Below are 24571 nucleotides of genomic sequence, written 5' to 3' on the forward strand. Positions count from 1 at the left end.
TTGTCAAAAAATGTCTGTACGTCACTGATTTGATATATGCTCTAAGCCTCAATTATAGTCATTCAATTCTGTAAAAAAGCATTTCTGAACCCTTAGTTTCAAAACCAAAGGTTGAGAAAACCTTTAGTTGTTCAATCAAGGTTTAAAAAATCCTTAAAAGTTTCTCACTGGACTGACAATTGAACACTTATGGTCACATGAACATAATTGTACACATGCTGGAGGGAAAAGTATGCAGCTCATCACCTGCCCTTATTGTGGAACCGGGTGCAGGGCGTATGTTAAGAAAGAACTATCCCGCCCGTTCATGATAGAGTATGTCACCGATATAAACGTCCCCAATGACCGCGGAAAGCTCTGTCCGAAAGGGAACGCCATGTTTGAACACCTGCTCAGCAAAGAGAGACTGAAAGTCCCGCTGAAAGCCGTTGAAGAAGGAAAATTCGTAAAGATAAGCTGGAAGGAGGCAATAAATGAAATCGCATCTTTTATCCGGGACTACATAAAGGACGACCCTAACAAGCTCATGTTCATTGCGGGGGGAAAGGTCAGCAACGAGTCTGCGTACCTCTTTCAGAAACTCGCGAGGAGCATCGGGACAAACAACGTTGACAACACCAGCCACCTCTGCCACGGTGTATCCGTGAAGGCCATACTGGACGCAAGCTTCGAAAGGAACTGGGCGACGTACGATGATGTTGAGAAAAGCAATGTGATAATCGTATGGGGAACCAACCTGGCTGAGACCGCCCCGCTTATTTTCCGCAGGGTTCTAAAGGCCAAGAACAGGGGGGCCAAGGTCATAGTCATAGACCCTAGGAAGACCAAGACCACAAAGTTTGCCAGCACTCACGTCCGCCCGTTTCCGGGCACGGACATTGCGCTGATAAACGCACTCACAAACCTCCTGATAAAAATGAGAAACGCGAGGAGCGCCCACTTTACTGCCTCCGACCTCAAAATAATCGGCAAGTACACTCCGGAGCACGCCGAAAAAATAACCGGGGTGCCTGCGAGGGACATCGAGAAGATAGCCAGAGACATCTCCCTTGGGGGAGAGGGTGTCATCCTGTGGGGCTCAGGCATCGCACTCCACTCCAACGGCTACGACGTTATCAGGAGCATTATAACACTCGCCTCAATGGTTGACTTCAAAGTCCTGCCGATTGCTGGACAGAACAACTCCCAGGGAGTCATGGATATGGGCGTGGTGCCCGACTTACTGCCCGGGTACAGGAGGTACGACGAGGTAGACTTCTTCAGGGAGGCCTGGAAGAACGAGGGACTCCCGGCCGAAGCAGGGCTCGACATTCCGAAATCAATCAAAGAGGCGCAAAAGTGCAACATTTCAGCGTTTTACATTATGGGAGCAAACATCGCGGTGAGCTTTCCGGAGGCCGAAAAGGCCCTAAAACGCGCAGAGTTCGTTGTTGCCCAGGACATATTCCCGACGCAGACAACGGAACTTGCCGATATCGTTCTCCCCGCGGCCGCGTTCCTTGAGAGCGACGGTTCTACAACGAACGCCGAGAGGAGAATCCAGTGGAGCTCCAGGGTGAAGTGGCCCCCGAAGGACGCCAAGCCAGACTGGGCCATTTTAAGGGAGCTGGGAAATGCGCTTGAACTTGAGGGGTTTGACTTCTACTTCGCCGAGGAGATTCTCCGCGAGATAAGCACCCTCGTTCCCCAGTATGCAAACGCCGGCCCGCGCACCCTGATAAGAAGGCCAGAGGGAGTTATATGGAGCACGGAACCACGCTCCGGGCCCGTCAAGGCATACACTTCCGAGAGAATGCCCACCCTTGAGCCCCCGGTCATGATCACCGTCAGGTACGTGGGCCAGTTCCAGACTGGAACTATGACCAAGAGAAGCCCCTCACTGCACGTCAGGTGGCAAGACCTGCCCGTCCTGGTAAGCGAGGAAGACGCCCGGAAGTGGGGGGTAAAGGACGGCGACAGGATAAAACTCGTCTCTGAGAACGGGGAGTACATTGGAACCGTGAAGGTGTCCGGGACAGTCATTCCCGGCACGATTAAGGCCCCCTGGCACGAGGGCGCCAACTGCATAATGAGCCTGAAGATTGATGAGGAAACCGGTCTACCCCAGATGAAAGCATGTTCATGCAAACTTGAGAGGGTGGAGTGATATGGGGAAGAGGGTCTTTATCGACTTTAGGAACTGCATAGGGTGCAGGGCCTGTGAGATTGCCTGCGCCAGGGAGCACCACGGGAAGGCCAACATCACGCTCATCGAGACGTCGGAACTGCTCATGATGTCCTTTAACTGCAGGCACTGTGAAAACGCCCCCTGTATGCTGGTCTGTCCCGCCAGGGCGCTCTACAGGGACGAAGACGGGGCCGTACGCGTTAAGGCCCAGGACTGCATAGGCTGTATGTTCTGCTCCGTTGCGTGCCCATTCGGCACGCCTGAGTTCGTCCCCGAGCTGAAGATTATGGCCAAGTGCGACCTCTGCAGTCACCGCAGGGAGGAGGGCAAGCTTCCGGCGTGTGTCACGACCTGCCCGACGGACGCGCTGATTTTCGCCAGCGAGGAGGAGATACTCCAGATAAAGGTCAAACAGAACCTTGCCAAGGTTGAGGAGCTCGCCAAGAAGGTTGAAAAGATAATGGGGGGAACCGTATGATATTCGAGCTCATAGCGCTTTCAATAATCCTCGCGTATGTCGGTGCCGTCTGCTTCGCCCTCGATGACAGAAAGGCAGACGCCGTAATGCTCCCCCTCCTCTGGGCCTCGACGATACTTCAGGTTGCCGCCGGCGTCCTGTTTTACTCGTCCCCCTCAACGATTCATGTTAAACTGCTGGCCTCAGAGCGCTTCGGTGAGGTATACGGCTTCATAATTGACCCGACGAGCGTGTTCACGGCCCTGGTGGTTTCATCTGCGGGTGCAATATTCCTGACCTACGCGGTCAGGTATATGGACGATAGAAACATCGGGCACCCCCACAGGGGCCAGAAGGGAAGGTTCTACGGGTGGATGATGATATTCCTCGGCTCAACGCTCACGTTCATATACTCATCAACGATACTGCAGATGCTGATATTCTTCGAGCTGATGAGCCTGGCGTGCTGGGGTGTCGTGGGCTTCTATGGAAGCAGAAAATCTGAGAGGTCCGCCCTCAAGGCCCTCCTGATACCGAACTTCGGTGCAGTGGTCGGCTTCTACACCGCTGTGGCCTTCGGGTTCAAGTACGGCGACCTCAGCCTGAAGTTCCTCGGCAGCCTCCCCGGGAACGAGAAACTGATTCTGTTCGTCTGCCTCATGATTGCGGCCTTTACAAAGAGCGCCCAGTTCCCGTTCTACTCGTGGATTCCTGACGCTATGGTGGCCCCAACTCCTGCGAGTGCCTTCCTTCACGGAGCGGCGATGGTCGAGATGGGTGTCTACCTTCTGGTAAGGGTCGTCCAGTTCATGAATCCGCCCAGAGAGACGTTCTATCCGATGGCGGCAATCCTGTCCCTGACGCTGGTGATAGCAATCCTCGCGTATCCCAAGCAGACCGACGCCAAGAGGCTGCTCGCCTACTCAACGATAGCCGAGTGTGCCATAATGTATACAGGAGTTGCGGCCGCAGTCCTCGGTCACCCCGTCGGGATTAAAATCGCGCTGTTCCAGCTCATGAACCACGCCTACCTCAAGGGCCTCGCGTTCCTCACCGCAGGAGCCTTCACATACTACTACGGCACCCTGGACATGACGAAGATAAGGGGCCTCAAGGAGACCCCGATACTTGCATACGGCTGGGCCATAGGGCTCCTCGGGCTCGCGGGACTGCCGCCGTTCGGCATTTTCTTCAGCAAGCTCTACCTCTTCCTCAACGCCGGCCCCCTGTACAGCTCCCCGCTCGGGGCACTGCTGCTGGCCCTGATCCTTGTGGACTCCGTCGTACTGCTGGCGGTCGGGCTGAAGAGCATCAACATGATGGTGTTCAGCGATGGAGAAGGAAAGAAAGTTGACGGCATCGTAAAGGGCGCACTGGCCGGGCTGATACTCCTCTCCCTGGTCTCGGCGTACATCGGGTACTTCGCCCTGGGGGTGATGTGAATGCTGTTCGCGGTCCTCTTCACCATTGCAATCATAATAGGACTCGCCAGGCGAGAACAGGTAAAGGTCGTTGGGTTACTGTCCGCTCTGGCCTCATTGGCCCTGATAGTCGAGGCCTTCAACGGCATCAATGTTACTTACTCCATCTTCGGGCTTGAGTTCACCTTCATGACCGACACCCTGTCGAGGTTCTTCTGCATACTCGTGGGAATCTCGGGCCTCGCGGTCTCGATATACACCGCTGAGTACATGGAGCCGAGGCACCTGAACCTCGCCGCGTACCCTGCTTTCATACTCTCAATGGCGCTCATAGTGCTCAGCAGGGACTTCCTCGGGTTCATAATATTCTGGGAGCTCATGACAATAGCCTCCTACGTGCTGATAGTCACGTACTACGACAGCCCAGAGACCAAGAGGGCGAGCCTCATCTACCTCGTTGCAATGCACGCCTTCAACACGGCACCGCTCCTCCTCGCGATAGGTGCCATCTACAGCAATTTCGGAACCCTCAGCTTCTCCGCCCTGCAGGGGGCCTACGTGCCGACCTGGGTACTCTGGGCGTTCCTGATTGGCTTCATGTCAAAGGCGGGCATATTCCCCATACACTTCTGGCTCCCGGAGGCACACCCCGTCGCTCCAAGCAACGTGTCCGCACTCCTGAGCGGTACGATGCTGAAGATGGCCATCTACGGCATGATAAGGGTCGTCGAGCTGTTCCCGGGAAGCGAGGCAATCGCCAAGACGATGGTCGTGCTTGCAGTCCTCACAATAGCGGTTGGGGCGATAATGGCCCTTGTCCAGAAGGACATAAAGAGGCTCATGGCCTATTCGAGTGTGGACAACATGGGCTACCTGTTCCTGGCGCTCGGGGCCTACATAATGCTGGACGGAACCCTCAAGAAAATCGCTTTCCTTGCCCTACTGCTCCACGCCTTCAACCACCTCGTCTTCAAGAACCTGCTCTTCATGCTTTCGGGCAACGTGCTCCACGCAACGGGCAGGAAAGACCTCGAACTGAGGGGTCTCGGAAAGAAAATGCCCTTCACCGCGGCGATGATGGTCGTGGGAATCCTCTCTGTGTCCGCGGTTCCGCCGTTAAACGGCTTCATAAGCAAGTGGCTGATATACCAGGCGACGTTCCTCTCAAAGGACCCCCTGCTGGTCGGGGGAGGAGTGGTAAGCCTGTTCGCGAGCGCATTAACTCTGGCCGCCTACATCAAGATATACCGCATCTTCAGGGGAGAGCCCAACGTTGAGGCCCACGAAGCGGCCCCGCTCATGCTCGCGGGAGAGGCCCTCCTTGCAGTCCTGTGTGTGGCCGCTGGAATATTCCCCGGCGTGATAGCGGGACTGGCAGATGTTGACGTCGGAAACCCGTGGCTGATTTCGCTCGGCGGGGCAACTTTCAACGCACTGCTCTTTACAGGGGTGCTGTTCTCAATCATAGTCGCGGTGGCAATAGCCCTGCCCACAAAGAAGAACCTGGACGCCCCCTGGACCACGGGCGAGCCCGCTGAGAAGTTCGAGCAGAAGCCCGAGCACATGTTCACCCCGGTCTCAAGGTGGGGTGAGAAGCTCAGCATCATCGGCGGGAAGATTGAGGATAAGCTCTCGGCCTTCGAGAGGTGGTACTCCTCCAGGGACATGGGCTACCTCGATGAGATGGTGTTCATGCCTGTAATCCGGCTGATGGCAGGGACTTCCTACGTGATGAGGGAGCTGTCCAAGAACCTGAACGCTCTGCTCGCGGTGACGTTTCTGGCGCTGTTCACCATAATCCTGACTATGGCCGTACTGGTGGGGGTGATCTGATATGGAGCTCATCGGGGCAATCATTGCTCCATTTTTACCACCATTGCTAGATGGCGTCGCGAGGAAAGTGAAGGCGATGATACAGAACAGGGTAGGGCCCTCAATCCTCCAGACGTGGTACGACATAATCACGCTCCTCTCCATGGAATCAATACTCCCAACGTCATCGCTCGCTTTCAGGATGGCCCCCTACGTCGCGCTCGCGAGTGCCCTCTGCATGGCCCTCATGCTGCCCTACGGGTCAGGCGCGATAATAAACTTCGGGGGAGACCTGATAGCATTCATATACGTCTTCACACTGTTTTCCGCGGCCCTGGTGTTTGGAGCCCTGAGCGTAGACAACTCGTACTCCCACGCTGGTGCCAACAGAGAGCTAACGCTCTCGCTGATCTTCAAGCCGCTCTTCGCGGTTACGATAGGCATATTCGCCCTCAAGACAGGCTCGCTGAGCATAACCAAGATCGCCCGCTCAATCTCCCCGAGCCCCTCAATCATCGGAGCCTACCTGCTGCTCCTCTACGTCACCTACGTGGAGTCCGGGTTCATACCCTACGACATCGCCGAGGCGGAGACGGAAATCCTGGAAGGTCCCCTCACAGAGTACAGCGGAAGGCTTCTCGGTCTGTTCAAGTGGGCACTCCAGATAAAGAGGTTCGCAATGATATGGCTGTTCGCGTCCTTCGTGGCCCTCCCTGTGGCTGAAGGCGTCGTCGCATTCGCCCTCCAGCTGCTGGTGTTCCTGCTCACATACCTCTTGATGGTGACCTACGAGTCCCTGAACGCCCGCCACAGGCTCGACCAGGCAACGAAGCAGGGGGTCAAGGCCATCGTTATCGGTGTGATAATCATGATAATCGCATGGCTGGGATGGTGAGACTATGATAAGGGAGTTTGAAGAAAAATTTGGCTCGACGCTTGGGAAAAAGGTCATCGCAAAGAACAAAGTGCTTTACACGCTGATGGTAAGGAGAGAGGACTTTCCCAACATAATCAACTACATTCTCAGCAGACCGAACACAAGGCTCTTCACAATGGTAGGAATGGACGAGAGGAACACCGAAGAGGCATTCAGCGTGACCTACTGGTTCCTTGACTGGAAGGACAACGAAGTCGTCGGGATAAGGCTCTACGTCCCTGAAGACGAACCCACCTTTCCCAGCGTCGGCGCTTTCCACAAGGGGGCAATATGGTTCGAGAGGGAAGTCCAGGACCTACTGGGCCTGAAAGCGGAGGGACTTCCGGACCCGAGAAGGCTTGTACTCCCCGACGACTGGCCAGAGGGAGTTTACCCGCTGAGGGAGGACTTCCAGTACTACCACTCCCCAGCCGGAACGAGGAGCTACCCCTACAAGGAGCCGCCCGAAGACTCTACGGTGCACCCGATGGGGCCATACCACGTCGCGCTGGACGAGCCGGCGCACTTCAGGCTCTTCGTCAAGGGTGAGGAAATCGTTGACGTGGACTACCGCGGCTTCTACTCCCACAGGGGCATAGAAAAGCTCGCAAGGGGAAGGCTGAACTACAACCAGATAATATTCATCGCGGAGAGGATATGCGGCATATGCGGATTCTCCCACTCCGTAGCGTACGCCCAGGCCGTCGAGGAGGCGGCTGGAATTGAAGTGCCGGACAGGGCGAGATACATCAGGACGATACTCCTTGAGATTGAGAGACTGCACTCCCACCTCCTCTGGCTGGGCGTCGCGGCCCACCTGACCGGCTTTGACACGGCCTTTATGCGCTCGTGGGAGATTAGGGAGCAGGTCATGGAGCTCGCCGAGAGGCTCACTGGCAACAGGAAAACGTACGGCCTTGTTCTCGTTGGCGGAGTCAGGAGAGACCTCCTGGACTACAGAAAGTCCCTGGTTCTTGAGACTCTCAAGAACCTGAGGAGAGAGTTCGACGAGCTCGTTGACATGCTCGTATCAACGAAGAGCTTCGTAAAGAGGTGCGAGGGCGTCGGTGTGCTCCCGAAGGAGAAAGCTATGGAGTGGGACACCGCCGGCCCCCTGGCGAGGGCTTCTGGAATTGACTACGACACAAGAAAGAGCCTCCCCTACGCGGCATACGATGAGCTGAGCTTTGACGTCCCCGTCTACAAGGAGGGAGACGTCCTGGCAAGGGCCCTCGTGAGGATTGACGAAGTGAGGGAGAGCATCTCCCTGCTGGAGCAGGCGGTTGACGCTATTCCCGGCGGCCCCGTGATAGCGGAGTTCAACGAAGTCCCAAGCTGGAGGGAGGGTATATCGGCCGTTGAAGCCCCGAGGGGCGAGAACACCCACTACGTGATGACAGGGGAGGTGAACAGAATCTACAGGTGGCGGGTGAAGGCGCCGACGTACAACAACCTCCAGGCAGTTCCGGACATGCTGAGGGGCTACACAATAGCCGATGCTCCGCTGATAGTGGCCTCGATAGACCCCTGCTACTCGTGTACCGAGAGGGTTCAGGTCGTTGACGTGGAGTCAGGAAAGGCGAAGGTAATCTCACTGGGCGGAGGGATAGGGGCATGCCCGTGACAAAGTACTATCCCTTCGAGCCGGAGCAGGCGCCACCAGAGTACAGGGGAATCCCGGTGATAGACCCGCGCCTGTGCGTTGGATGTGCCGCATGTGTGAACGCCTGTCCACCTGACGCGCTGGTCAAGATAGACGACTACGAGAAGGGGACGAGAAGGATAGTCCTCGACATCGGCAGGTGCATAAGGTGCGCGAGGTGCGAGGAGGTCTGTCCGACCGGAGCGATAAGGCTAACGCAGGAGTTCGAAGCGGCGAGCGACGACAGAAGCTCTCACGTGGAGGTAGTGGAGCTGAGGCTCGCAAGGTGCAGGGGCTGTGGAAAGTACACTGACTACACCGAGAGACAGCTCCAGAAAGTCCTCTCAATGATACCTCCCGGCATCGTTGAGTTCGACAGGGTGAGAGAGAAGCTCCCGCTCTGCAGGAAATGTAAGAGGCTCCTGACGGTTGTTAACGCCACAAAGTTCGAGGAGGAGATGAGAGAATGAAGCTCAGGTCCGTTTGGGTCTTTCACCTCAACACCGGGGCGTGCAACGGCTGTGACATAGAGATACTCGACGTCCTCACCCCCTACTACGACGTTGAAAGGCTGGGTGTCAAGCTCGTCTCAACTCCCAGGCACGCTCACGCCTTACTGGTCACCGGGCCCCTAACGAGGCAGTCCTACTACGCCGCCAAAAGGGCCTACGAGGCAATGCCCCCGAAGCCGAGGATAGTCATCGCCATAGGCACCTGCGCCTGCAGTGGCGGAATCTTCTACAACAGCTACGCCGTGAGGCGGGAGTCAGAAAGGCTCGGACTGGAGTACCCGAGGGCCGGAGGAACCTCTGAGTTCCTGCCGGTGGACGTGTATATTCCGGGGTGCCCGCCAAGGCCGGAGGAGATACTCTACGGGCTCGCGCTCCTGCTCGGGATTGCCGAGAAGAAGCTGTCCCCTCGCCACTACAGGGACGAAGAGTTCGTCCTCCCGCGCACCCAGTTCAAGGCATGGGTTGAGGTAATCCTCAAGGCGAGAATCAGGAAGGAGCTCGGCTACTTCGACGGCTACAGGCTCCTTGAGAGGTTTATGAAGCTCGTGGACGTTGCAGAGACGCCGGAAGCCCTCAAGAAGCTTGTCGAAGAAGAGAAACTCAAAGAAAAGGACAGCCGGCTCAGGTATGGACTGAATAAGCTCTATGAGCACTACTTAGAGGTGGTGAGGACGTATGAAGACATACTTGGTCAGAAAAGGAGAGTACTTGGAGTTCAAAAATGACGTCGCACGGGTGCTCGATCACTTCGAGTCCAACTTTTCAACCGAGGAAATCGTCGGAGAAGTCAGCGAGAGGAGTGCGGAGCTGGTCGAGAAGGGTGTGACGGATATAGACGCCTACCCGGAGGAGGATAGGGAGACGATAGCCAGACTGCTCCCCGAGATAGAGAAGGGCCTCATAGCCGTGAGGAGGGTCTTTAGATGATTGAGACGGCAATTTACGTGCTGTTTGCGGTTTACGGGCTCTCAGGCCTGCTCTACTTCATCAGGCTACTCAGGGGGCCAACCGTGGTGGACTCAATCCTCGCCGCGGACTGTGTGTCCCTCGATGTCGCGCTGATAGCGCTGCTCCTGTCAATCTACTATAGGAACTCGTTCCTGGCAGTCGGGGCGCTGTTCCTGGTGCTCTGGGCGTTTATCCTGGACGTGTTCGCGGCCAAATACCTCACGAGAGGGGAGGTGGGAACTTGATACTCACGGTCATCGGGCTTATACTCCTCGCCATAGGCGCAGTCTGCGACCTCCTCGGTGCGATAGGAATGCACCGGTTTAACACGTTCTACCTCAGACTGCACGCCGCGACCGTCGGCACCGTTGGAGGAAAGTTCTACCCGCTCCTCGGAGTGGCGTTTATAGCGGCAGAGCAGGGCCTGTGGCCAGTGGTCGGAATCTCGGTACTTGCGGCGCTCCTCGTCCTGGTCACGACCCCAGTGGGAAGCCACGCACTCGCCTACGCCGCGAGCAAAGCCAGGATAGTGGAGATGGAGCTTGACGAGTTCAGGGGGGAGGAAGATGTTTGAGCTGGCGGCGGTTTTCCTCCTGTGCGCAGTGGCCCTCAGCTACCTCATAGTCACCGAGACAGACCTGCTGAAGGCAGTCGCATATTCTGGCGTCTTCGGGGGACTCATACTGCTGACGCTGTACGTTCTGATGGCCCCCGACGTAATCCTCGCGTACGTTGCAATATCCGTGGGACTCTCCACCGGCCTTATGGTGTTCGTGGTAAGCAAAACGACGAGACACGAGGTGGTCTGAAGTGAGGAAGGTCATCACGCTCTCCATCATCATGCTGGCGGTCATAGCGGGGGCGTACTACCTCTCCCCACACCTGCCCCCCAAGACGGAGCTGAACGCGCTTGGCGAGTTCTACATTAGAAACAGCTACTTCGGGGAGCACTCCGCCGGTTCGCCGGAAGTCGTGACTGCAATCCTCTGGGACTACAGGGGTCTTGATACGTACTTTGAGACCGCCGTCCTGTTCATGGCAATAATCGGCGCGGTCTCAATCTTCAGGAACATGCCCAGCGTGAGCTTCCACCCGCGCGGCTTCACCGACATCACCAGAACCGGAGTGAAGATAGTCGGACTCATTACCTTCGTAGCGGCCGCCACGACCGCGTTCCACGGCCACATAACGCCCGGAGGTGGCTTCCAGGGCGGTTCAATGCTCGCCGTGGTGCCCCTGCTGGTAATAGTTGCGTTCTCCAAGAAGGCCCTTGAGAAGGCTGGGCTCACCAAGGAGAGGGCCCTCGTCATTAGGACGATAGGCCTCCTCACAATAGCCATCGTCGCGTTCTACCCCCTCCTCGCGGGAGGCTACTTCATGCAGAACCTGCCGGTGTACCCGAAGGAGCTCCACGGAATGCTCGTCAGCGGAAGCCTGTCCCTCTTCAACATGGCGGAGTTCCTTGCGGTTGGAGCAGGGTTCACGATAATATTCCTGCTCCTTTCAAACCCTGAGGGGGGGAGCGAAGCATGACGTTTGCCCTCGCGCTGATAGTGAGCAGCATAGCCGCGATCATCGTAATTTCACTCTACGGCGTAGCCGTGAGGCCAAACCTCGTGAAGAAGATAATCTGCCTCAGCATATTCTCCGACATCATCAACGTGGCCGTCATACTGCTCGGCTACCGCGCCGTCGAGAGGCCCCTCCCTCCGGTGCTCACAGACTACTCGCAGAAGGGCGTTGAGGAGCTCGTTAGGGGGGCCGTTGACCCGCTTCCGCAGGCCCTCACCATCACCGCGATAGTCATTGGCCTGGCAATAACCGTGCTCATGGCCTACGGTGCTATCCATATCCAGAGGAAGTACGGCACCGTGGACGTTAGAAAGCTCGCGAGGTGGGAGGAATGAGGTTCCTGCCGGTGACCCTGCTCGCGTTCATACTGTACATCATAATAACCGGCTCGGCCACTCCGTACGACATCGCAACGGGGGCAGTAACAGCGGTCATTGCGGGCCTGCTCTTCGGCAGGTATCTGGTGAAGAACCCCAAGAAGGCCCTCAACCCTGCAAGATGGGTTGCCATGGTGGCCTACTTCATCAAGTACATCACGGTAATCGAGCTCAAGGCCCACCTGGACGTCATAAAGCGCATAATCTCCGGCGAGACGAACCCGGGCATCATTAAGGTCCCCATCACCGTGAAGGACGAGTACGCCCGGTTCCTGGTCGCGAACTCGATAACGAACACCCCGGGCACCGTAACGGTGTACATGGACGAGGAATACGCCTACGTCAACTGGATAGACGTGAAGACGAGAGACCCTGACGAGGCCAGGAAGGAGATCCTTGAGGAGTTCGAAAAACACGCGAAGAGGATTTTTGAGGGGTGATACAGATGAACGCACTGATACTCCCCACGATTCCAATGGCGTTTGCGTTCGCGCTCCCCGTCTTATCCCAGATACTTAAGGGCAACAGGAAGTTCGTCAACGCCTACGCCATGGTAGTCACGGGCCTGACGTTCGTGCTGAGCCTTGACGTCTTCAGGGCGGCGTACTCCTCAGAAAAGCCGCTGATTTACACCTTCGGCGGGTGGAAGGCCCCGATAGGCATAATATACGAGGTGGACAGGTTCGGGGCGCTGCTCGCTCTCACGACGTCGTTCCTCATGTTCATAATAACGTTCTACTCGGTCAGGTACCTTGAGCGCGAGACCGGCGTCGAGTGGTACTACACACTCTACCTCGGGCTTGAGGCCGGACTCCTGGGGATATTCCTCACCGGAGACGCGTTCAACCTCTTCGTAATGCTCGAGGTCACGGCAGCCGCCGCCTACGGGCTTGTGATGTTCTACACCGAGGAAGGCTATCCAGCCTACTCCGGTGTCAGGTACGCCATCATAAGCTCCATTGGAACGACCTTCTACTTCCTGGCGCTCGGCGTGCTCTACTACGGCTTCGACACTGTGAACTTCGCAGACCTCGCGGCGAAAGCCAGAGGCTACCCGTTCCCGGTGTCAGAAGCTTCCGGCAACCTCCTGATGGCATTCGCCCTCGCGATGGCACTCATAACGTGGGCGTTCACCATAAAGTCTGCAATCATGCCAAACCACTTCTGGCTTCCGGGGGCACACTCCTCAGCGCCGTCCCCGATATCGGCAGTCCTGAGTGGCCTTGTGGTCAACGCGGGCATTTACGGTCTGGCAAGGTTCATCTGGCTGTTCACAGGGGTTCCAGAGTTTGAAAACGCTGTGAGGGCAGTCTCAACGGTGCTGATAGGGCTTGGTGCGGTATCGGCACTGCTGGCATCTCTGGCAATGACCGCACACGACGACGTCAAGAGGATTGTCGCCTACTCAACGATCCTCCACATGGGATACCTCGCAATGGCGGTAGGTCTGCGGACTGAACTCGGAACCAAGGCAATGGTCTTCCACATGCTCAACCACTCACTGGGTAAGGCGCTCCTCTTCCTTGCGGTCGGTGTCTTTATCCACGAGGCCGGAAGCAGAAAACTCCAGGACCTCGCTGGACTCGGCAAGAAGATGCCCCTCACAACGGTAAGCCTCGCCATAGCGACGATATCCCTCGTCGGCCTTCCGCCGACCAACGTGTTCTTCAGCAAGCTCGTGCTCTACTACGCCTACATGGAGAAGAGCGTGGCCCTTGTAGTCGTCCTCGTGCTCTCAAGCGTCTTTGCACTGGTAAGCTACATGAAGATGCTCTACTGGCTCTGGATTAAGAAGGCCGAGAACAGCACCGATGCGAAAGAGCCCAAGAGCATGGTTGCGGTGCTGCTGTTGCTGGCCGTGCTGTGCCTTGCGATTGGAATCCTCTCGCCACTGATACTCGAAGACGTGATTGACCCCACCGCAGTGCAGGCCCTCGACGTCGAGGGATACATACAGGCGGCCATAAACGTCCTTGGAGGGAAGTGAAATGCCCCTTGAACTCCTGAAAAGGCACTACTGCGACAACCTGCTTGCAGTTGCGCAGGTGAGGGACACCCTGCTGGTAATACTAAGGGAGGGGGACAAGGTCGAACTGCTGGCCGATGCGGCTGAAAACGTCTTCGAACCCCTCGCCGAGAAGGGCTACGACGTAATGCTGTGGCTCTCGGACTCAATTGACACGCTCCACCCCGAAGTGTTCGGTGGTATGGACGACTTTCGTATTTTGTACGACCCAGAGGACTTCCTCTCACGCCATCTTCCGAAGTTGTTGGAGATGAAAGGAGCCCTTCCAACCGTCAAAAACCTTGACAAGATGCTGGTTAAGGAGGTGGTAAGATGAACGGAATGAGGTTTGCATTCCTGTGTAGAGAAAAGCCCAGCCCCACCGGGAAGAAGGTCGCCATCATAGGTGCGGGGCCTGCTGGCCTCAGCGCCGCGGGCTATCTCGTCTGCCACGGCCACGATGTCCACGTTTACGACAAGCTCCCAGAGCCTGGAGGACTGATGCTCTTCGGAATCCCCGAGTTCAGAATCCCCATCTACCGCGTCAGAGAGGGATACAAGGAGCTCGAAAACGTCTTTGAAGTCAAGTTTTACCCGAACACCAAAGTAAGCTTTGGGGACGAGGAAGAAGAGGGAGACGACTTCGTCAAGAACGTCGTGGACTTCAACGAGCTCGTCCAGAACTACGACGCCGTCCTAATCGCCACGGGGACGTGGAAGTCCTTTATCCCGGACATAGAAGGCGTCGAGCTTGAGGGCGTCTACCCGGCGCTGGGCTACCTGTTCAGGATAAAGAGCGCCAAACTCGGCCACCTGGACTGGAGCGAGGTCGTTCCCATCGAAGGAAAGAGGGTTATGGTGATTGGAGCCGGCCACACTGCAGTTGATGCCGCAATGGAGAGCCTGCTCCTCGGCGCTGAAAAGGTCTACATGAGCTACAGGAGGACAATAAGGGAGGCCCCTGCCGGAGCATACGAGATTAACCTCCTCCAGAAGAGGGGCGTCAAGTGGCTTGAGCTGACAGTCCCTGTCCGCATAATCGGTGAGAACGGCAAGGTGAAGGCCATTGAGCTCCAGAAGTGCAAACTGAGCGAACCCGACGAGACCGGCAGGAAGAGGCCCATACCCATAGAGGGCTCGAACTTCCAGATAGACGTTGACTACGTAATCTTCGCCGTGGGCCAGAGGCCGACCCCACCTAAGGGGGCTGAAATTGCCGTTGACAAGAAGGGCAGGATAATAGTGGACTCAAGGCACATGACGAGCATAGAGGGAGTTTTTGCCGCCGGCGACGTTGCCACCGGCCCCTCGAAGGTTGGAAGGGCCGTTTTGGACGGCCTTTTGGCGGCTGAAAGCATGCACCACTGGCTTATGGAGGTGAGAAAATGAGGAGGATACTCCACGTTGACTACAGCCTCTGTATAGGGTGTGAGACCTGCCAGGGGGTCTGTGAGTTCCTCCACCACGGAAAGCCAAACATAAGGATATACTACACAATGAGCGGTCTCCCAATCCCGATAAACTGCCGCCACTGTGAAAAGGCCCCGTGTATGGAGATATGCCCCGTCGGCGCCATTTCAAGGGACCACGACGGCGCTGTTATCGTGGACCCCCAGAGGTGCATTGGGTGTTTCATGTGCCTTGCAGTGTGCCCGTTTGGCGTCCCGAGCTTCAACGTGGAAGTGAGGGCAATCACAAAGTGCGACATGTGTGCAGACAGGCGCGAGCTTGGAATGGAGCCGGCGTGCAAGGAGATGTGCCCGGCTGAGGCAATATTCTTCGGAAAGCCGGAGGAAGTAGAGGACAGGGTCAGGAGGAGGACCGCGGAGAAGATAGCGAGGGAGAGGATTTCGTCGGAGTCCTTCGAGAGCTTTGGTCAGATGCTATGACCTTCTTTTTTTTCAGTTTCTGTTCATAAGTTCGCCGTATGCCGGCGGGAAAACCGCTCGTGTTCTAAGGGCGCCCCTTGGCGTCTTGTCCAGCTACAAGTAGATGAACAGGGCTATCATGAAGAGGGTAGCTCCACTGAAAAGGCACAGCGCCGATTATCTTTAGTGTATAACTAGTGTATAACCAACCGCCAGAACGAGCACAACTGGCAGCAGAACCCTGTAGAGTGTCTTCCATTCCATACGACCAAGGATAAAAAGAACGTCCAGAAAGTTTTTATTAGGCGAACCAAACTCCAATGGGGTGTAAGATGAAAAGACTGCTAATGCTCATGCTCCTAATTCTTGCAATCCCAGTGAGTGCCTCACCCGTCAAGCTCTGGAGTTATTCCGACACCTGCGCAGTGTTCTCGCTCTCGATGAACTCTAACGGCTCCATCGGTCTGGCGTTTGGTTACTACGCTGAGCTTTTGGGCCCCGATGGAAAACTCCTCTGGAAGGGCCCTACGAGGGGAATAGCCTATTCCTCTGCCCTTTCTGAGAACAATATCCTCCTGATAGGAACGGAGGGCAGATGGATTCAGGCCTTTGAAAATGGCAAAATAATATGGGAAAAAGAGCTCAATAACGCCGTTGTTAGCGTCTCAATAAGTCCCAACGGAGATTTTGCCGTCGCCGGCGACGCATCGGGCTGGGTCTACTTCTTTAAAGATGGAAACCTTGTGTGGGAGAAAAAGATCAGCGACTATGTCTGGGCCGTTGTGTTCCAGGACGGAAAAGTCTTTGTTGGTTCAAACAATGGCCTTTCAGTCTTCTCAACAGAAGGGGAGCTAATCTGGGACACCAATCCCGGGCCCGTGAGAAAGACTTCGATAGCCGACGATGTGGTGGTAGCCCTCGTTGTCCCCAGATCCGAGTCTTGGAGCGAGCTGGTTGCCTTTGATCTAAACGGGAAAATCCTCTGGCGGTACAGATTTCCTGGATACGCAAGGGCCGTCGACACTGATGGGGAAAACATCGCAGTCGCCGGAAACTTTGGGAACGTCACCCTCTTCAGTATTGATGGAAAACTCCTCTACTCGAAACCACTGATCGGCTACGCCTACGATGTCGCAACGATGAAAAAATATACAGTGGTGGGCTATGGAAAGACGGTGGAGCTAATAGCCCCCAACGGAACCGTCGTCTGGTTCGAGCGCTTCAACGGAACGGTTTATCACGTCGCGTTCTCTCCAAAGGGTTACTTTCTCACGGAACACGGCTCCCATGACGTCCAGAACTGTTACGGCACCATCGACGCATGGGCCCTCACCGGAACCCCCACAGTTACGGCGCAAGAATCTAATAGAAAGACCGGCGTTAACCCGTGCATCACAGGGGGTCTTATCGCCCTCGTGGTTCTTATGGGGGTACTGTTATGGCGGAAGCGGTCGTAGCGAAGAACCTCGTCAAGCGCTACGGCGACTTCGAGGCCGTGAAGGGGATAAGCTTTACGGTCAAAAAAGGGGAAGCCTTTGCCCTCCTCGGCCCGAACGGGGCTGGGAAGACAACCACTGTAAAGATGCTGACGACACTGACTTCAATTACCTCCGGCGAGGCATACGTGAACGGCTTCGATGTCAAAAGGGAGAAGCTCGCGGTGAGGCGCTCGATAGGTCTTGTCCCCGACGTCTCCAACCTCTACGACGAGCTGACGGTCCGAGAGAACCTGCTCTTCATGGCCAAGCTCTACGATGCCCCACCAAGCAGAGTGGACGAGCTGATAAAGGAGTTCGAGCTCCCAGCCGACAGGAAGTTCGGCAGGCTGAGCACGGGCTTCAAGCGAAGGGCCACGATCGCAGCTGCCCTCGTCCACGAGCCGGAGGTGCTGTTCCTCGACGAGCCCACCAACGGGCTCGATGTCCACTCCGCCAAGGCCGTCAGAGCCCTGATACGCTACCTCAATAAGAAGGGCATGACAGTTTTCATAACAACCCACAACATGGTTGAAGCCGAGACAATACCCCAGAGAATAGCGATAATGAGGGACGGCCGGATAGTTGCCGAGGGAAAGAGGAACGAACTGGCGAAGCTGGTTGGGAAGAAAAAGATTGTTAAACTCTCGGTTGAGCCCCTGACGTCGTCCCTTTTGAGGGCCCTTGAGCGTTACAACCCCTCCTTTGAAGAGGAGGGACTCGTTTTTGAGGTAGATGATGTTGATGCCTTCCTCGATGAGTTATACTCTCTCAAAACTGAGCTCGGTTTCAGAATTGAGGGGCTGTGCACCGAGATTCCCGGCATTGAAGAGGTCTTCGTCGAGCTGACAAAGGGCTGTTCCTGCGGGGGGTGCCCGCTTTGAAGGTTCTGGCGATAGCCGAGAAGGAGCTCAAAGAATACGTCCTTAAGCCGGGTTCAATAAGCTGGGGAGTGATATTTCCGCTCGTATTTACCCTCGCCTTCGCGGTGCGCTTTGGGGACGTTGACCACCTGGCACCGGGTCTGCTCACGATTTCGGTTCTCTTCGGGACGACATCTTTCGTGTCCTCCTCCGTAGTCTTCGAGAGACGGCTTAGGACGTTTGAAAGGCTCCTCGTCGCGCCCGTTAGCTACCTGGAGATTACCCTTGCCAAAGTTTTGGTTGCATCGGCCTTTGGAATCTTTGTGGGCCTCGTCAGCCTTACCTTTCTCCACTTTTTCATGGTCTATCCAATCTGGAACATTCCGCTGTTAGTGTTGTTTCTGACAATTTCAGCGGTTGTATTCTCTGCCTTTGGCCTCTACGTCTCCCTCGTGCCCGAGAACCCGATAAACGCAATGACGTGGCTCAACCTCATAAGACTGCCGATGATGTTCACGAGCGGGGCGATAGTGTCCCTCCTGCTCTTCCCGAGGTGGTTCATTGCGGTCGGCCTGCTCACGCCGATGACCTACGCGGTTGAAGGTGTCCGCTTCGCGATGCTCCACTACTACGACGTCGTCAATCCAGTGTACTCTTTCCTCGTCCTGCTCCTGCTGGCCATGGTCTTCATTTACCTGTCAACCTCCAGGCTCGAAGGCCTTTATTGAGACGAAGGACGAAGAACAGGATTACCATGAAGACCGTTATGTACTCGCTCCAGACAAAGGGAACTATTCCAGCAACTCCGAGCGTGAAGATTATAGCGAGCACAATAACAACCACAAGCATAATCCTGTAGAGCGTCTTCCGTTCCATGCAACCACCGGAAAAGAAAAAGGAGAAGGGCTTAAAAATCAGCCGGTTGAGTTTGCAGTCTCACCGACAGGGCAGGTGAGCGGTTCTGGTTGGTAGTCAAAGAGCTCCGGGTGGAGGAGCTCCGCCGTCTCCCTAATCGCCAGCACAATCCGCGGGCTGGGCCTCTGGAAGACGTTGGGGTTGCTCACGGTGTAGACCTTTCCTTCGGTGGCGGCTTTAATCGTCGAGAGCGGCTCCGAGCAGAACACACTCGGGTCAACGTAGGCCGAGGCAATGATGACGACGTCTGGATTCCTTGCAACGATTTCTTCAGCGCTGACGGCCTTCCAGCCATCAACGTCTCCGAAGGCGTTCTTACCGCCGGCAATCCTGATTATGCCCTCGGCGAAGGTGTTCTTCCCTCCTACCCAGTAGCCGTTGTAGGTGCTGACGAGGTACATAACGCTCGGCCGGCTAGCGTTGGCGACAAGGCCTTCAATGTAGCTTATCTGGGCCTTCATCTCTGCTATTACAAGGGAAGCCTGCTTCTCCCTGTTGAGAACCTTTCCGAGAAGTTCAACCTGCTGATAAATGCCTTCAATGCTCTCCGGATTGACGATTACAACCGGCGCAATCTTCTCAAGGTTTTCAAGGAAGCCCTGCTTGTAAAAGACCGCGTTGTCCGCTATAATCAGGTCGGGGTTGAGCTTTGCAATCTCCTCGAGGTTGGCATAGGCGCCGTAGCCTCCCACCCTTGTTATGTTTTTGACGGCCGGGGGCCAGTCCGCGTAATCGGTAACGCCGACGAGCTTGTCACCCGCCCCGATGTAGAATATCGTCTCGGTGATGCTGGGTGCAAGAGAGACGACCCTCACAGGCTCCTCCCGGATTGTGACGCTCCGGTTGGCCATGTCGGTGATGGTAAGCGGGTAGCTGGTCTCAAATGCGTCCGGGTGCAGGATTCTTGCCATCGTCTCGATTCCGCGGATAAGTCTCGGGCTGGGGTGAATAAGGTCGTTCTCGTTGTCTATCATATAAACGCGCCCATTTTTGACTGCGGTTGTGCCGGCGAAGAGCTTGTAAGCGTCTTCCACCGTCATGCCGCAGTGGGGCGTCAGGACTATGACCTCGGGGTCCCTCGCTATTACCTCCTCAAGGCTTACCTGCGGCCAGTTTGAGGCGTCGTTGAAAATGTTCACTCCTCCAGCGATGCTGATTACGTCGCTTATGAATGTGTTGCCGCCGGCAGTCGTCAGCGGGTCGTTCCAGACAACGTAGAAGGTTTTGACCTTTGGCTTGTCTTCCATAAGCTCCCTCATTGCGCTGATTTTGGCGTTGAACTCTTCAACAACTTCTCCGGCCTTATTCTTTTTGTTGAAGACCTCCCCGAGGAGCTCTATCGCGCGGGGTATTTCATTGAGACTCTTGGGGGCGACGACTACAACGGGGGCAATCTTCTCAAGGTTCTCAAGGAAGCCCTCCTTGTACAACACGGCGTTGTCAGCTATGATTAAGTCTGGCCCTAAGCTTGCTATCGTCTCAAGATTTGCATAGGCGCCGTAGCCCCCAACGGACGTTATGTTCACGGCTTCTGGCGGCCAGTCCTCGTAACCGGTAATACCCACAACCCTATCGAGCAGGCCGAGGTAGTAGAGGTCTTCGGTTAAGCTTGGGGCCAGTGAAATTACGCGCTTTGGCTCCGCCTTGATTGTGACCGTCCTGTTCGCGAAGTCTTTAATCGTTATCGGGTAGTAGCCCTTCTCGGTCTGGGGCGTGCTTGATGTCGTCGGTGATGTCGAGGTTTGGGGATTCGTCGTTGGGGTGGCGGGTGTGGTTGTAGATATTGCCGAGGGAGACGATGTGGAGCTCGTGCTCTCATTTGAGGCGATACAGCCCGTTGCTACAACGGCTCCCAGCAGGAGCAGGACGACAATGAGTGCACTCCTTTTCATTGCCATCACCTGGACGTTTTGTCCGGATTAAATGTCCAAGGGTGTTGAGAGGGAAGGGTTTTTAAAGTTGTGGTCTGGGAGAAAAGTCAGGTTTTGCCGACCCTGAAGAGGTCAACCCGCGTTATGATCCCCACTATCTTGCCCTCCCTGTTCTGGACGAGAACCGCTGGATGGTCCTCGAGGAGGTACTTAACGACTTCCAAGTCCTCGTCCTCGTTGACTATCGGGAAGGGCTCCTCCATCACTTCCATGACCTTATGGTCGTAGATGTCCTCGTATTCAAGGCTCTGCCTCACGAGGGTTCGCTCGGTCACCGAACCGACGACCTTGTTCCCAGAGACGACGGGAATCTGGGAGATGTTGTGCTCGTTCATCAGCTTGATAACGCGCTCCACCTTCTCGTAGGGTTTGACTGAAATAACGGGCGATGACATGACGTCTTTTGCTTTGGGCTGGGCCTTCTTACACTCGAGGAGGGCCTGGAGAATTCGATTCAGCGTTGACAGACGGGGGTCTACCTTACCCGCCTCAAGCTTCGCGATGTAGGCCTGCGTTACGCCGGCTTTTTTCGCAAGTTCTTCCTGCGTTATGCCGAGCTCCTTTCGAATTCGCTTGATTTCCCTGGGGTCAATCGGCCGGGGAATGACTACCATAAATAACCACCAGTTATTGAAGCAACGAGGGGGTTATAAGCCTTCCTCAGAAGGGCGTCGAATTGTGGGCCGGGCACAGAGGCCCGCGCTCATTCGCTCACGCGGGTGGATGCTCCCGGCCCTGTGGGCTCGGCGTGAGCACGCTCCGTTCATCGAACCCGAGTACCTCACGGAGGCGGGAAAACCGAGCCCGTGCGAGGAGACTTATTGTCCCCTCGCTGTCGGCAGTAGTAGATAGAAAAAGGGGCTTAAAAGCTTTAGCCGATGGGATATCAGGACAACTCCAAGGACGGCCAGGACCAGCCCCTCGAATATCTTCGCGTTCGGCTTTTCCCCAAGGAGCACCACCGCGAGAAGTGACGCTATTACCGGGTTTATCGCAGAGACCGGCGCCGCTATTGGGGAGCCAACGAGGGTTACCGAATACACGAAGAGGTACTGCCCCAGCACCAGCCCGAGAACGGCCGCACCCGCGAGGACTGCGACCTCTCTCCTGCTTACTCCTCTCACTTCCCTTCCGTACTTCGGCAGGAACGCCGAAATCCCAATGGAGGCAAAGACTATCCTGACTCCAGCCAGCTGGATGGTGGGGATACTGCTGGAGAGGTGCTCCATTATTGTTATGGCGATGCTCCATGATATCGGGGCCAGAAAAGCAAAGACAAAACCGAGCCGGTCTGTATGCTCCTCTTCTTCGGCCCTCTTCACCACTATTATGGCCAGGACAACGAGAACGGCACCGATAATTACGTGGGGCTCGACCTTCTTACCCAGAAAGAGTATAGCCCATAAGATTGTCCAGAGCGGGTATGTTGAAGTTATCGGGACAGTTCTAGAAACTCCCATTCTCTTGAGGGCGCCGAAGTAAAAGTAGTCCCCTATGACGAATCCGAACTGGGCGGAGATGAACGCGAGGGCAAGCAGTTTAACGGGCAGCCTGAAAACACCCAGATTTCCAGTTAAGGCAAAGATTGTCAGGAAAAGGGTCGAGGCGACGTACAGCCTCAATATGTTGGCGCCTACAGGTGAGAGCTTTTTCAAGCCCGCCCTCACCAGTATCGTCGCTGAGGCCCACGAAAAGGCCGACAGCAGTGCCGCGAAGATCCCAAGGACTAGCTCCTGCATGCTCCTGCTCGGAGGCAACTCTTAAAAAATTAATGCTTTAGCGTTTAGATGAATATATGAAAAAGGCCTTAATAGCCCCTACCGAACCCTCTGCGATGATGACCTCGGCAGAGCTGACGCCAGGATGATGAGGATCTTGAGTGCTGAAAATATAAGCGGAGAAAGGACTCAGCGGAGGATTACGTTTACGCTCCTTGGTTTTATTGCAACGCTGTACTCGCTTGACACCTCGCGGATTATTCTGTTTATGACGTCCACAACGTCTTTCTTTATTTTCTCGTCCGAGACTCCAGAGTAGGCACCAAAGAGCCCACCAACGTTCTCTTTAACAAAGGAAGCCTCAACGTCTATGTAAACTGTCGTACCATGTACTTCGTGGTTAATCTTAAGCCACTTGAAGATGACCCTCGGCATCAGCTTGAGCTCGGCGCGTATCCTGTTCTTTAGCGTTTCAATGGCCGGCTCCACCCTGCTCTTCAGCAGTGTTTCCTCTGCCTCCTTCTTCTTCTGTTCGGTAAGCGGGGCGAGCTCATCTATACCGGCCTCCTTAAGGAGCTTCTCAACCTCCTTCTCAAGGAGCGCCTTTTTGGCCAGGACTTCTGCGGCCTTTCCTGATGCAACCGGTTTCTTCGCAGGAGCGTGCCCCAGGGAAGGCTTCTCCACGAGCTCCACTTCAACACTGTGGACTGTGATGTAGCGGCCTATTGAACGCGAGAGCTCTTTAACATGCCTGGTAAGGACGGTCCTAATGGTCTTCTCTGTGGTTGCCCTGTCAAACGGGCTCTCAACGACAATGGAAAGGTTTACCTCGAACTCTCTCCACCCCTTAACGTCAAAGTACGCGCTGTCCACTTTAATCCCAGCCGTCTCGAGTTCCTGTACCACAGTTCTTGCAAAATTGCTGAAGTACGGCCAGACGTCTTTGAGGACGGAAAGCTTAACCCTTCCGTCCTTTGTTACTGCCCCTGTCTTTTTCTCATCTTTTAAGGTTATTTCCTGTGGCCTCGCTTCCTCACCGTTGAGGACAACGCTTATGTCTCTGAGTATGGGCTTGTGCTCCGCTTCCCTTAGGATCACGGGCGCGTGCTTGCTGACTATGTGGAGGATTCTCCTTTCGGCCACCTCGAGGTTCCGCCTATCCCCTGTCCCAGCGCTTCCGTAAACGTGGACATTGAGGTAAACGACGCCCTCTCCAACGTTGGCGTCGAACTCGATCTTGTCTATGGAAACTCCTTTCATCTTGCGGACTTCTCGAACTATGTGCTCGGCGTATTTTTTGAATGCCTCCTCCGGGAGCTTGCCACCGGTGAAGCTGACGACTATCTCCGGTTTTCCTCCCGACTTCTGAGCAGGCTTGGGGACAGCCTTTTCTCCTGGCTTTTTCTCGGCCACGGGTTTCTGCTCTGGGACCGGCTCGGGCTTAGGTGCAGGCTCTTTTGCTTCCGGTACCTCCTTAGGCCTAACCTGTACCGCCGAACCTGAGAACAGCTCATCAAGGGGAATCTTAGGAGTCTCTGAATAAACGTCGAGGTTTTCGGCTATTGAAAGCTTCATTTCAATCTCGTCGAGTGAATAAGCATCAACTACCATGGGCTTGCCAAGAAGGGCCTTAAAGAGGTTTAATGCGTCTTCTCCAACGAGTGTCTGCTTATTATCAACGACGAGACATTCAGCCGCCAGCACCTTTGAGCTGTCCAGGAGTATTGTTATGTAGTACTTGCCGCGCTGATCCTTGGCGAATACTTTGAGAAAGGCTCCCTTCCCTTCACTGAGGGCTTTTTTGGCCAGCTCAGTGAGGTCTTTTTTTGATGTCACCACCACGTTCTCAACTAATGGGGTCTTGTCAGGTAACTGCATCCCCACCACCATTAGCTATATATACTCCCCATTCCGAATCCACATAAAGAACTTAGGGCGATGTCACGGTTTAGTATACCAGAGCCCCTATTTA

The 24571-nt window shown here is 55.4% G+C and carries 27 protein-coding genes; 22 read left to right on the top strand and 5 right to left on the bottom strand.

Annotation, left to right across the window (positions count from 1 at the left end; translation table 11 throughout):
• Nucleotides 1-232 precede the first annotated feature (232 nt).
• From TEU_RS09520 to TEU_RS09625, 22 genes are all read left to right on the top strand, one after another.
• On the top strand, nucleotides 233-2146 hold the full coding sequence (locus tag TEU_RS09520) for a molybdopterin oxidoreductase family protein (RefSeq protein ID WP_050003556.1): 1914 nt from the start codon (nucleotides 233-235) through the stop codon (nucleotides 2144-2146).
• 1 nt (nucleotide 2147) lies between these two features.
• Nucleotides 2148-2645 (top strand): 4Fe-4S dicluster domain-containing protein, encoded by a 498-nt coding sequence (locus TEU_RS09525; protein WP_050003557.1) that lies wholly within the window; start codon nucleotides 2148-2150, stop codon nucleotides 2643-2645.
• Complete coding sequence (locus TEU_RS09530) at nucleotides 2642-4066, top strand: hydrogenase 4 subunit D (protein ID WP_144244854.1); 1425 nt, start codon at nucleotides 2642-2644, stop codon at nucleotides 4064-4066. The genes TEU_RS09525 and TEU_RS09530 overlap by 4 nt, the downstream gene beginning before the upstream one ends.
• Complete coding sequence (locus TEU_RS09535; protein ID WP_050003558.1) at nucleotides 4067-5878, top strand: proton-conducting transporter transmembrane domain-containing protein; 1812 nt, start codon at nucleotides 4067-4069, stop codon at nucleotides 5876-5878.
• Between the two features lies 1 nt (nucleotide 5879).
• Nucleotides 5880-6752 carry a respiratory chain complex I subunit 1 family protein gene (locus TEU_RS09540; protein WP_050003559.1) on the top strand — a complete coding sequence of 291 codons (873 nt, stop codon included), beginning with the start codon at nucleotides 5880-5882 and terminating at the stop codon, nucleotides 6750-6752.
• A gap of 4 nt (nucleotides 6753-6756) precedes the next feature.
• Nucleotides 6757-8397 carry a hydrogenase large subunit gene (locus tag TEU_RS09545; protein WP_050003560.1) on the top strand — a complete coding sequence of 547 codons (1641 nt, stop codon included), beginning with the start codon at nucleotides 6757-6759 and terminating at the stop codon, nucleotides 8395-8397.
• Nucleotides 8388-8885, top strand: a complete 498-nt coding sequence (locus TEU_RS09550) for a 4Fe-4S dicluster domain-containing protein (protein ID WP_050003561.1) — start codon at nucleotides 8388-8390, stop codon at nucleotides 8883-8885. Before TEU_RS09545 ends, TEU_RS09550 begins: the two co-directional genes overlap by 10 nt.
• Nucleotides 8882-9652: an NADH-quinone oxidoreductase subunit B family protein gene (locus TEU_RS09555; protein ID WP_050003562.1), complete on the top strand. Its 771-nt coding sequence runs from the start codon at nucleotides 8882-8884 to the stop codon at nucleotides 9650-9652. The genes TEU_RS09550 and TEU_RS09555 overlap by 4 nt, the downstream gene beginning before the upstream one ends.
• On the top strand, nucleotides 9603-9854 hold the full coding sequence (locus TEU_RS09560; RefSeq protein WP_050003563.1) for a hypothetical protein: 252 nt from the start codon (nucleotides 9603-9605) through the stop codon (nucleotides 9852-9854). The genes TEU_RS09555 and TEU_RS09560 overlap by 50 nt, the downstream gene beginning before the upstream one ends.
• Nucleotides 9851-10120 (top strand): monovalent cation/H+ antiporter complex subunit F, encoded by a 270-nt coding sequence (locus tag TEU_RS09565; RefSeq protein WP_050003564.1) that lies wholly within the window; start codon nucleotides 9851-9853, stop codon nucleotides 10118-10120. Before TEU_RS09560 ends, TEU_RS09565 begins: the two co-directional genes overlap by 4 nt.
• Nucleotides 10117-10449, top strand: coding sequence for a monovalent cation/H(+) antiporter subunit G (gene mnhG, locus TEU_RS09570; protein ID WP_050003565.1), 333 nt, complete (start codon nucleotides 10117-10119; stop codon nucleotides 10447-10449). The genes TEU_RS09565 and mnhG overlap by 4 nt, the downstream gene beginning before the upstream one ends.
• Nucleotides 10442-10684 carry a Na(+)/H(+) antiporter subunit B gene (locus TEU_RS09575; protein ID WP_050003566.1) on the top strand — a complete coding sequence of 81 codons (243 nt, stop codon included), beginning with the start codon at nucleotides 10442-10444 and terminating at the stop codon, nucleotides 10682-10684. The genes mnhG and TEU_RS09575 overlap by 8 nt, the downstream gene beginning before the upstream one ends.
• A 1-nt stretch (nucleotide 10685) precedes the next feature.
• Nucleotides 10686-11408 (top strand): MnhB domain-containing protein, encoded by a 723-nt coding sequence (locus tag TEU_RS09580; RefSeq protein ID WP_050003567.1) that lies wholly within the window; start codon nucleotides 10686-10688, stop codon nucleotides 11406-11408.
• The gene (locus tag TEU_RS09585; RefSeq protein WP_050003568.1) at nucleotides 11405-11782 is read left to right on the top strand and encodes a sodium:proton antiporter; all 378 of its coding nucleotides are present in this window, start codon (nucleotides 11405-11407) and stop codon (nucleotides 11780-11782) included. The genes TEU_RS09580 and TEU_RS09585 overlap by 4 nt, the downstream gene beginning before the upstream one ends.
• Nucleotides 11779-12264 (top strand): Na+/H+ antiporter subunit E, encoded by a 486-nt coding sequence (locus TEU_RS09590; protein ID WP_050003569.1) that lies wholly within the window; start codon nucleotides 11779-11781, stop codon nucleotides 12262-12264. The genes TEU_RS09585 and TEU_RS09590 overlap by 4 nt, the downstream gene beginning before the upstream one ends.
• Before the next feature lie 5 nt (nucleotides 12265-12269).
• Nucleotides 12270-13811, top strand: a complete 1542-nt coding sequence (locus TEU_RS09595) for a proton-conducting transporter transmembrane domain-containing protein (RefSeq protein WP_050003570.1) — start codon at nucleotides 12270-12272, stop codon at nucleotides 13809-13811.
• 1 nt (nucleotide 13812) lies between these two features.
• On the top strand, nucleotides 13813-14166 hold the full coding sequence (locus TEU_RS09600; protein WP_050003571.1) for a hypothetical protein: 354 nt from the start codon (nucleotides 13813-13815) through the stop codon (nucleotides 14164-14166).
• Nucleotides 14163-15218: an FAD-dependent oxidoreductase gene (locus tag TEU_RS09605; RefSeq protein WP_050003572.1), complete on the top strand. Its 1056-nt coding sequence runs from the start codon at nucleotides 14163-14165 to the stop codon at nucleotides 15216-15218. The genes TEU_RS09600 and TEU_RS09605 overlap by 4 nt, the downstream gene beginning before the upstream one ends.
• Entirely contained in the window at nucleotides 15215-15718 is a 504-nt protein-coding gene (locus TEU_RS09610) for a 4Fe-4S dicluster domain-containing protein (protein WP_050003573.1), read from the top strand. The genes TEU_RS09605 and TEU_RS09610 overlap by 4 nt, the downstream gene beginning before the upstream one ends.
• Nucleotides 15719-16017: 299 nt before the next feature.
• Entirely contained in the window at nucleotides 16018-17154 is a 1137-nt protein-coding gene (locus TEU_RS09615) for a WD40 repeat domain-containing protein (RefSeq protein WP_081947235.1), read from the top strand.
• A complete protein-coding gene (locus TEU_RS09620; protein WP_050003575.1) occupies nucleotides 17136-18056 on the top strand; it encodes an ABC transporter ATP-binding protein in 921 nt (306 codons plus the stop codon). The genes TEU_RS09615 and TEU_RS09620 overlap by 19 nt, the downstream gene beginning before the upstream one ends.
• Nucleotides 18044-18763, top strand: coding sequence for an ABC transporter permease (locus TEU_RS09625; RefSeq protein ID WP_050003576.1), 720 nt, complete (start codon nucleotides 18044-18046; stop codon nucleotides 18761-18763). The genes TEU_RS09620 and TEU_RS09625 overlap by 13 nt, the downstream gene beginning before the upstream one ends.
• On the opposite strand, the gene TEU_RS09630 is transcribed toward TEU_RS09625, so the two are convergent.
• The 5 genes from TEU_RS09630 to TEU_RS09650 form a co-directional block, all read right to left on the bottom strand.
• Nucleotides 18723-18911, bottom strand: coding sequence for a hypothetical protein (locus TEU_RS09630; RefSeq protein ID WP_050003577.1), 189 nt, complete (start codon nucleotides 18909-18911; stop codon nucleotides 18723-18725). The genes TEU_RS09625 and TEU_RS09630 overlap by 41 nt on opposite strands.
• A gap of 38 nt (nucleotides 18912-18949) precedes the next feature.
• Nucleotides 18950-20848 (bottom strand): ABC transporter substrate-binding protein, encoded by a 1899-nt coding sequence (locus TEU_RS09635; RefSeq protein WP_320407199.1) that lies wholly within the window; start codon nucleotides 20846-20848, stop codon nucleotides 18950-18952.
• Between the two features lie 80 nt (nucleotides 20849-20928).
• A complete protein-coding gene (locus TEU_RS09640; RefSeq protein ID WP_050003579.1) occupies nucleotides 20929-21495 on the bottom strand; it encodes a CBS domain-containing protein in 567 nt (188 codons plus the stop codon).
• Nucleotides 21496-21699: 204 nt separating this feature from the next.
• Nucleotides 21700-22620 (bottom strand): DMT family transporter, encoded by a 921-nt coding sequence (locus TEU_RS09645; protein WP_081947236.1) that lies wholly within the window; start codon nucleotides 22618-22620, stop codon nucleotides 21700-21702.
• A gap of 168 nt (nucleotides 22621-22788) precedes the next feature.
• Nucleotides 22789-24477, bottom strand: a complete 1689-nt coding sequence (locus tag TEU_RS09650) for a hypothetical protein (RefSeq protein ID WP_050003580.1) — start codon at nucleotides 24475-24477, stop codon at nucleotides 22789-22791.
• Nucleotides 24478-24571: the final 94 nt, after the last annotated feature.

This window comes from Thermococcus eurythermalis, from assembly GCF_000769655.1.
Classification (GTDB): domain Archaea; phylum Methanobacteriota_B; class Thermococci; order Thermococcales; family Thermococcaceae; genus Thermococcus; species Thermococcus eurythermalis.

What these genes read in the sequence shown, in the direction of transcription:
- TEU_RS09520 (WP_050003556.1), top strand. Translation starts at nt 233, where the DNA reads ATGCAGCTCATCACCTGCCCTTATTGTGGAACCGGGTGCAGGGCGTAT.
- TEU_RS09525 (WP_050003557.1), top strand. Translation starts at nt 2,148, where the DNA reads ATGGGGAAGAGGGTCTTTATCGACTTTAGGAACTGCATAGGGTGCAGG.
- TEU_RS09530 (WP_144244854.1), top strand. Translation starts at nt 2,642, where the DNA reads ATGATATTCGAGCTCATAGCGCTTTCAATAATCCTCGCGTATGTCGGT.
- TEU_RS09535 (WP_050003558.1), top strand. Translation starts at nt 4,067, where the DNA reads ATGCTGTTCGCGGTCCTCTTCACCATTGCAATCATAATAGGACTCGCC.
- TEU_RS09540 (WP_050003559.1), top strand. Translation starts at nt 5,880, where the DNA reads ATGGAGCTCATCGGGGCAATCATTGCTCCATTTTTACCACCATTGCTA.
- TEU_RS09545 (WP_050003560.1), top strand. Translation starts at nt 6,757, where the DNA reads ATGATAAGGGAGTTTGAAGAAAAATTTGGCTCGACGCTTGGGAAAAAG.
- TEU_RS09550 (WP_050003561.1), top strand. Translation starts at nt 8,388, where the DNA reads ATGCCCGTGACAAAGTACTATCCCTTCGAGCCGGAGCAGGCGCCACCA.
- TEU_RS09555 (WP_050003562.1), top strand. Translation starts at nt 8,882, where the DNA reads ATGAAGCTCAGGTCCGTTTGGGTCTTTCACCTCAACACCGGGGCGTGC.
- TEU_RS09560 (WP_050003563.1), top strand. Translation starts at nt 9,603, where the DNA reads ATGAAGACATACTTGGTCAGAAAAGGAGAGTACTTGGAGTTCAAAAAT.
- TEU_RS09565 (WP_050003564.1), top strand. Translation starts at nt 9,851, where the DNA reads ATGATTGAGACGGCAATTTACGTGCTGTTTGCGGTTTACGGGCTCTCA.
- TEU_RS09575 (WP_050003566.1), top strand. Translation starts at nt 10,442, where the DNA reads ATGTTTGAGCTGGCGGCGGTTTTCCTCCTGTGCGCAGTGGCCCTCAGC.
- TEU_RS09585 (WP_050003568.1), top strand. Translation starts at nt 11,405, where the DNA reads ATGACGTTTGCCCTCGCGCTGATAGTGAGCAGCATAGCCGCGATCATC.
- TEU_RS09590 (WP_050003569.1), top strand. Translation starts at nt 11,779, where the DNA reads ATGAGGTTCCTGCCGGTGACCCTGCTCGCGTTCATACTGTACATCATA.
- TEU_RS09595 (WP_050003570.1), top strand. Translation starts at nt 12,270, where the DNA reads ATGAACGCACTGATACTCCCCACGATTCCAATGGCGTTTGCGTTCGCG.
- TEU_RS09600 (WP_050003571.1), top strand. Translation starts at nt 13,813, where the DNA reads ATGCCCCTTGAACTCCTGAAAAGGCACTACTGCGACAACCTGCTTGCA.
- TEU_RS09605 (WP_050003572.1), top strand. Translation starts at nt 14,163, where the DNA reads ATGAACGGAATGAGGTTTGCATTCCTGTGTAGAGAAAAGCCCAGCCCC.
- TEU_RS09610 (WP_050003573.1), top strand. Translation starts at nt 15,215, where the DNA reads ATGAGGAGGATACTCCACGTTGACTACAGCCTCTGTATAGGGTGTGAG.
- TEU_RS09615 (WP_081947235.1), top strand. Translation starts at nt 16,018, where the DNA reads ATGGGGTGTAAGATGAAAAGACTGCTAATGCTCATGCTCCTAATTCTT.
- TEU_RS09620 (WP_050003575.1), top strand. Translation starts at nt 17,136, where the DNA reads ATGGCGGAAGCGGTCGTAGCGAAGAACCTCGTCAAGCGCTACGGCGAC.
- TEU_RS09630 (WP_050003577.1), bottom strand. Translation starts at nt 18,911, where the DNA reads ATGGAACGGAAGACGCTCTACAGGATTATGCTTGTGGTTGTTATTGTG.
- TEU_RS09635 (WP_320407199.1), bottom strand. Translation starts at nt 20,848, where the DNA reads ATGGCAATGAAAAGGAGTGCACTCATTGTCGTCCTGCTCCTGCTGGGA.
- TEU_RS09640 (WP_050003579.1), bottom strand. Translation starts at nt 21,495, where the DNA reads ATGGTAGTCATTCCCCGGCCGATTGACCCCAGGGAAATCAAGCGAATT.
- TEU_RS09645 (WP_081947236.1), bottom strand. Translation starts at nt 22,620, where the DNA reads ATGCAGGAGCTAGTCCTTGGGATCTTCGCGGCACTGCTGTCGGCCTTT.
- TEU_RS09650 (WP_050003580.1), bottom strand. Translation starts at nt 24,477, where the DNA reads ATGCAGTTACCTGACAAGACCCCATTAGTTGAGAACGTGGTGGTGACA.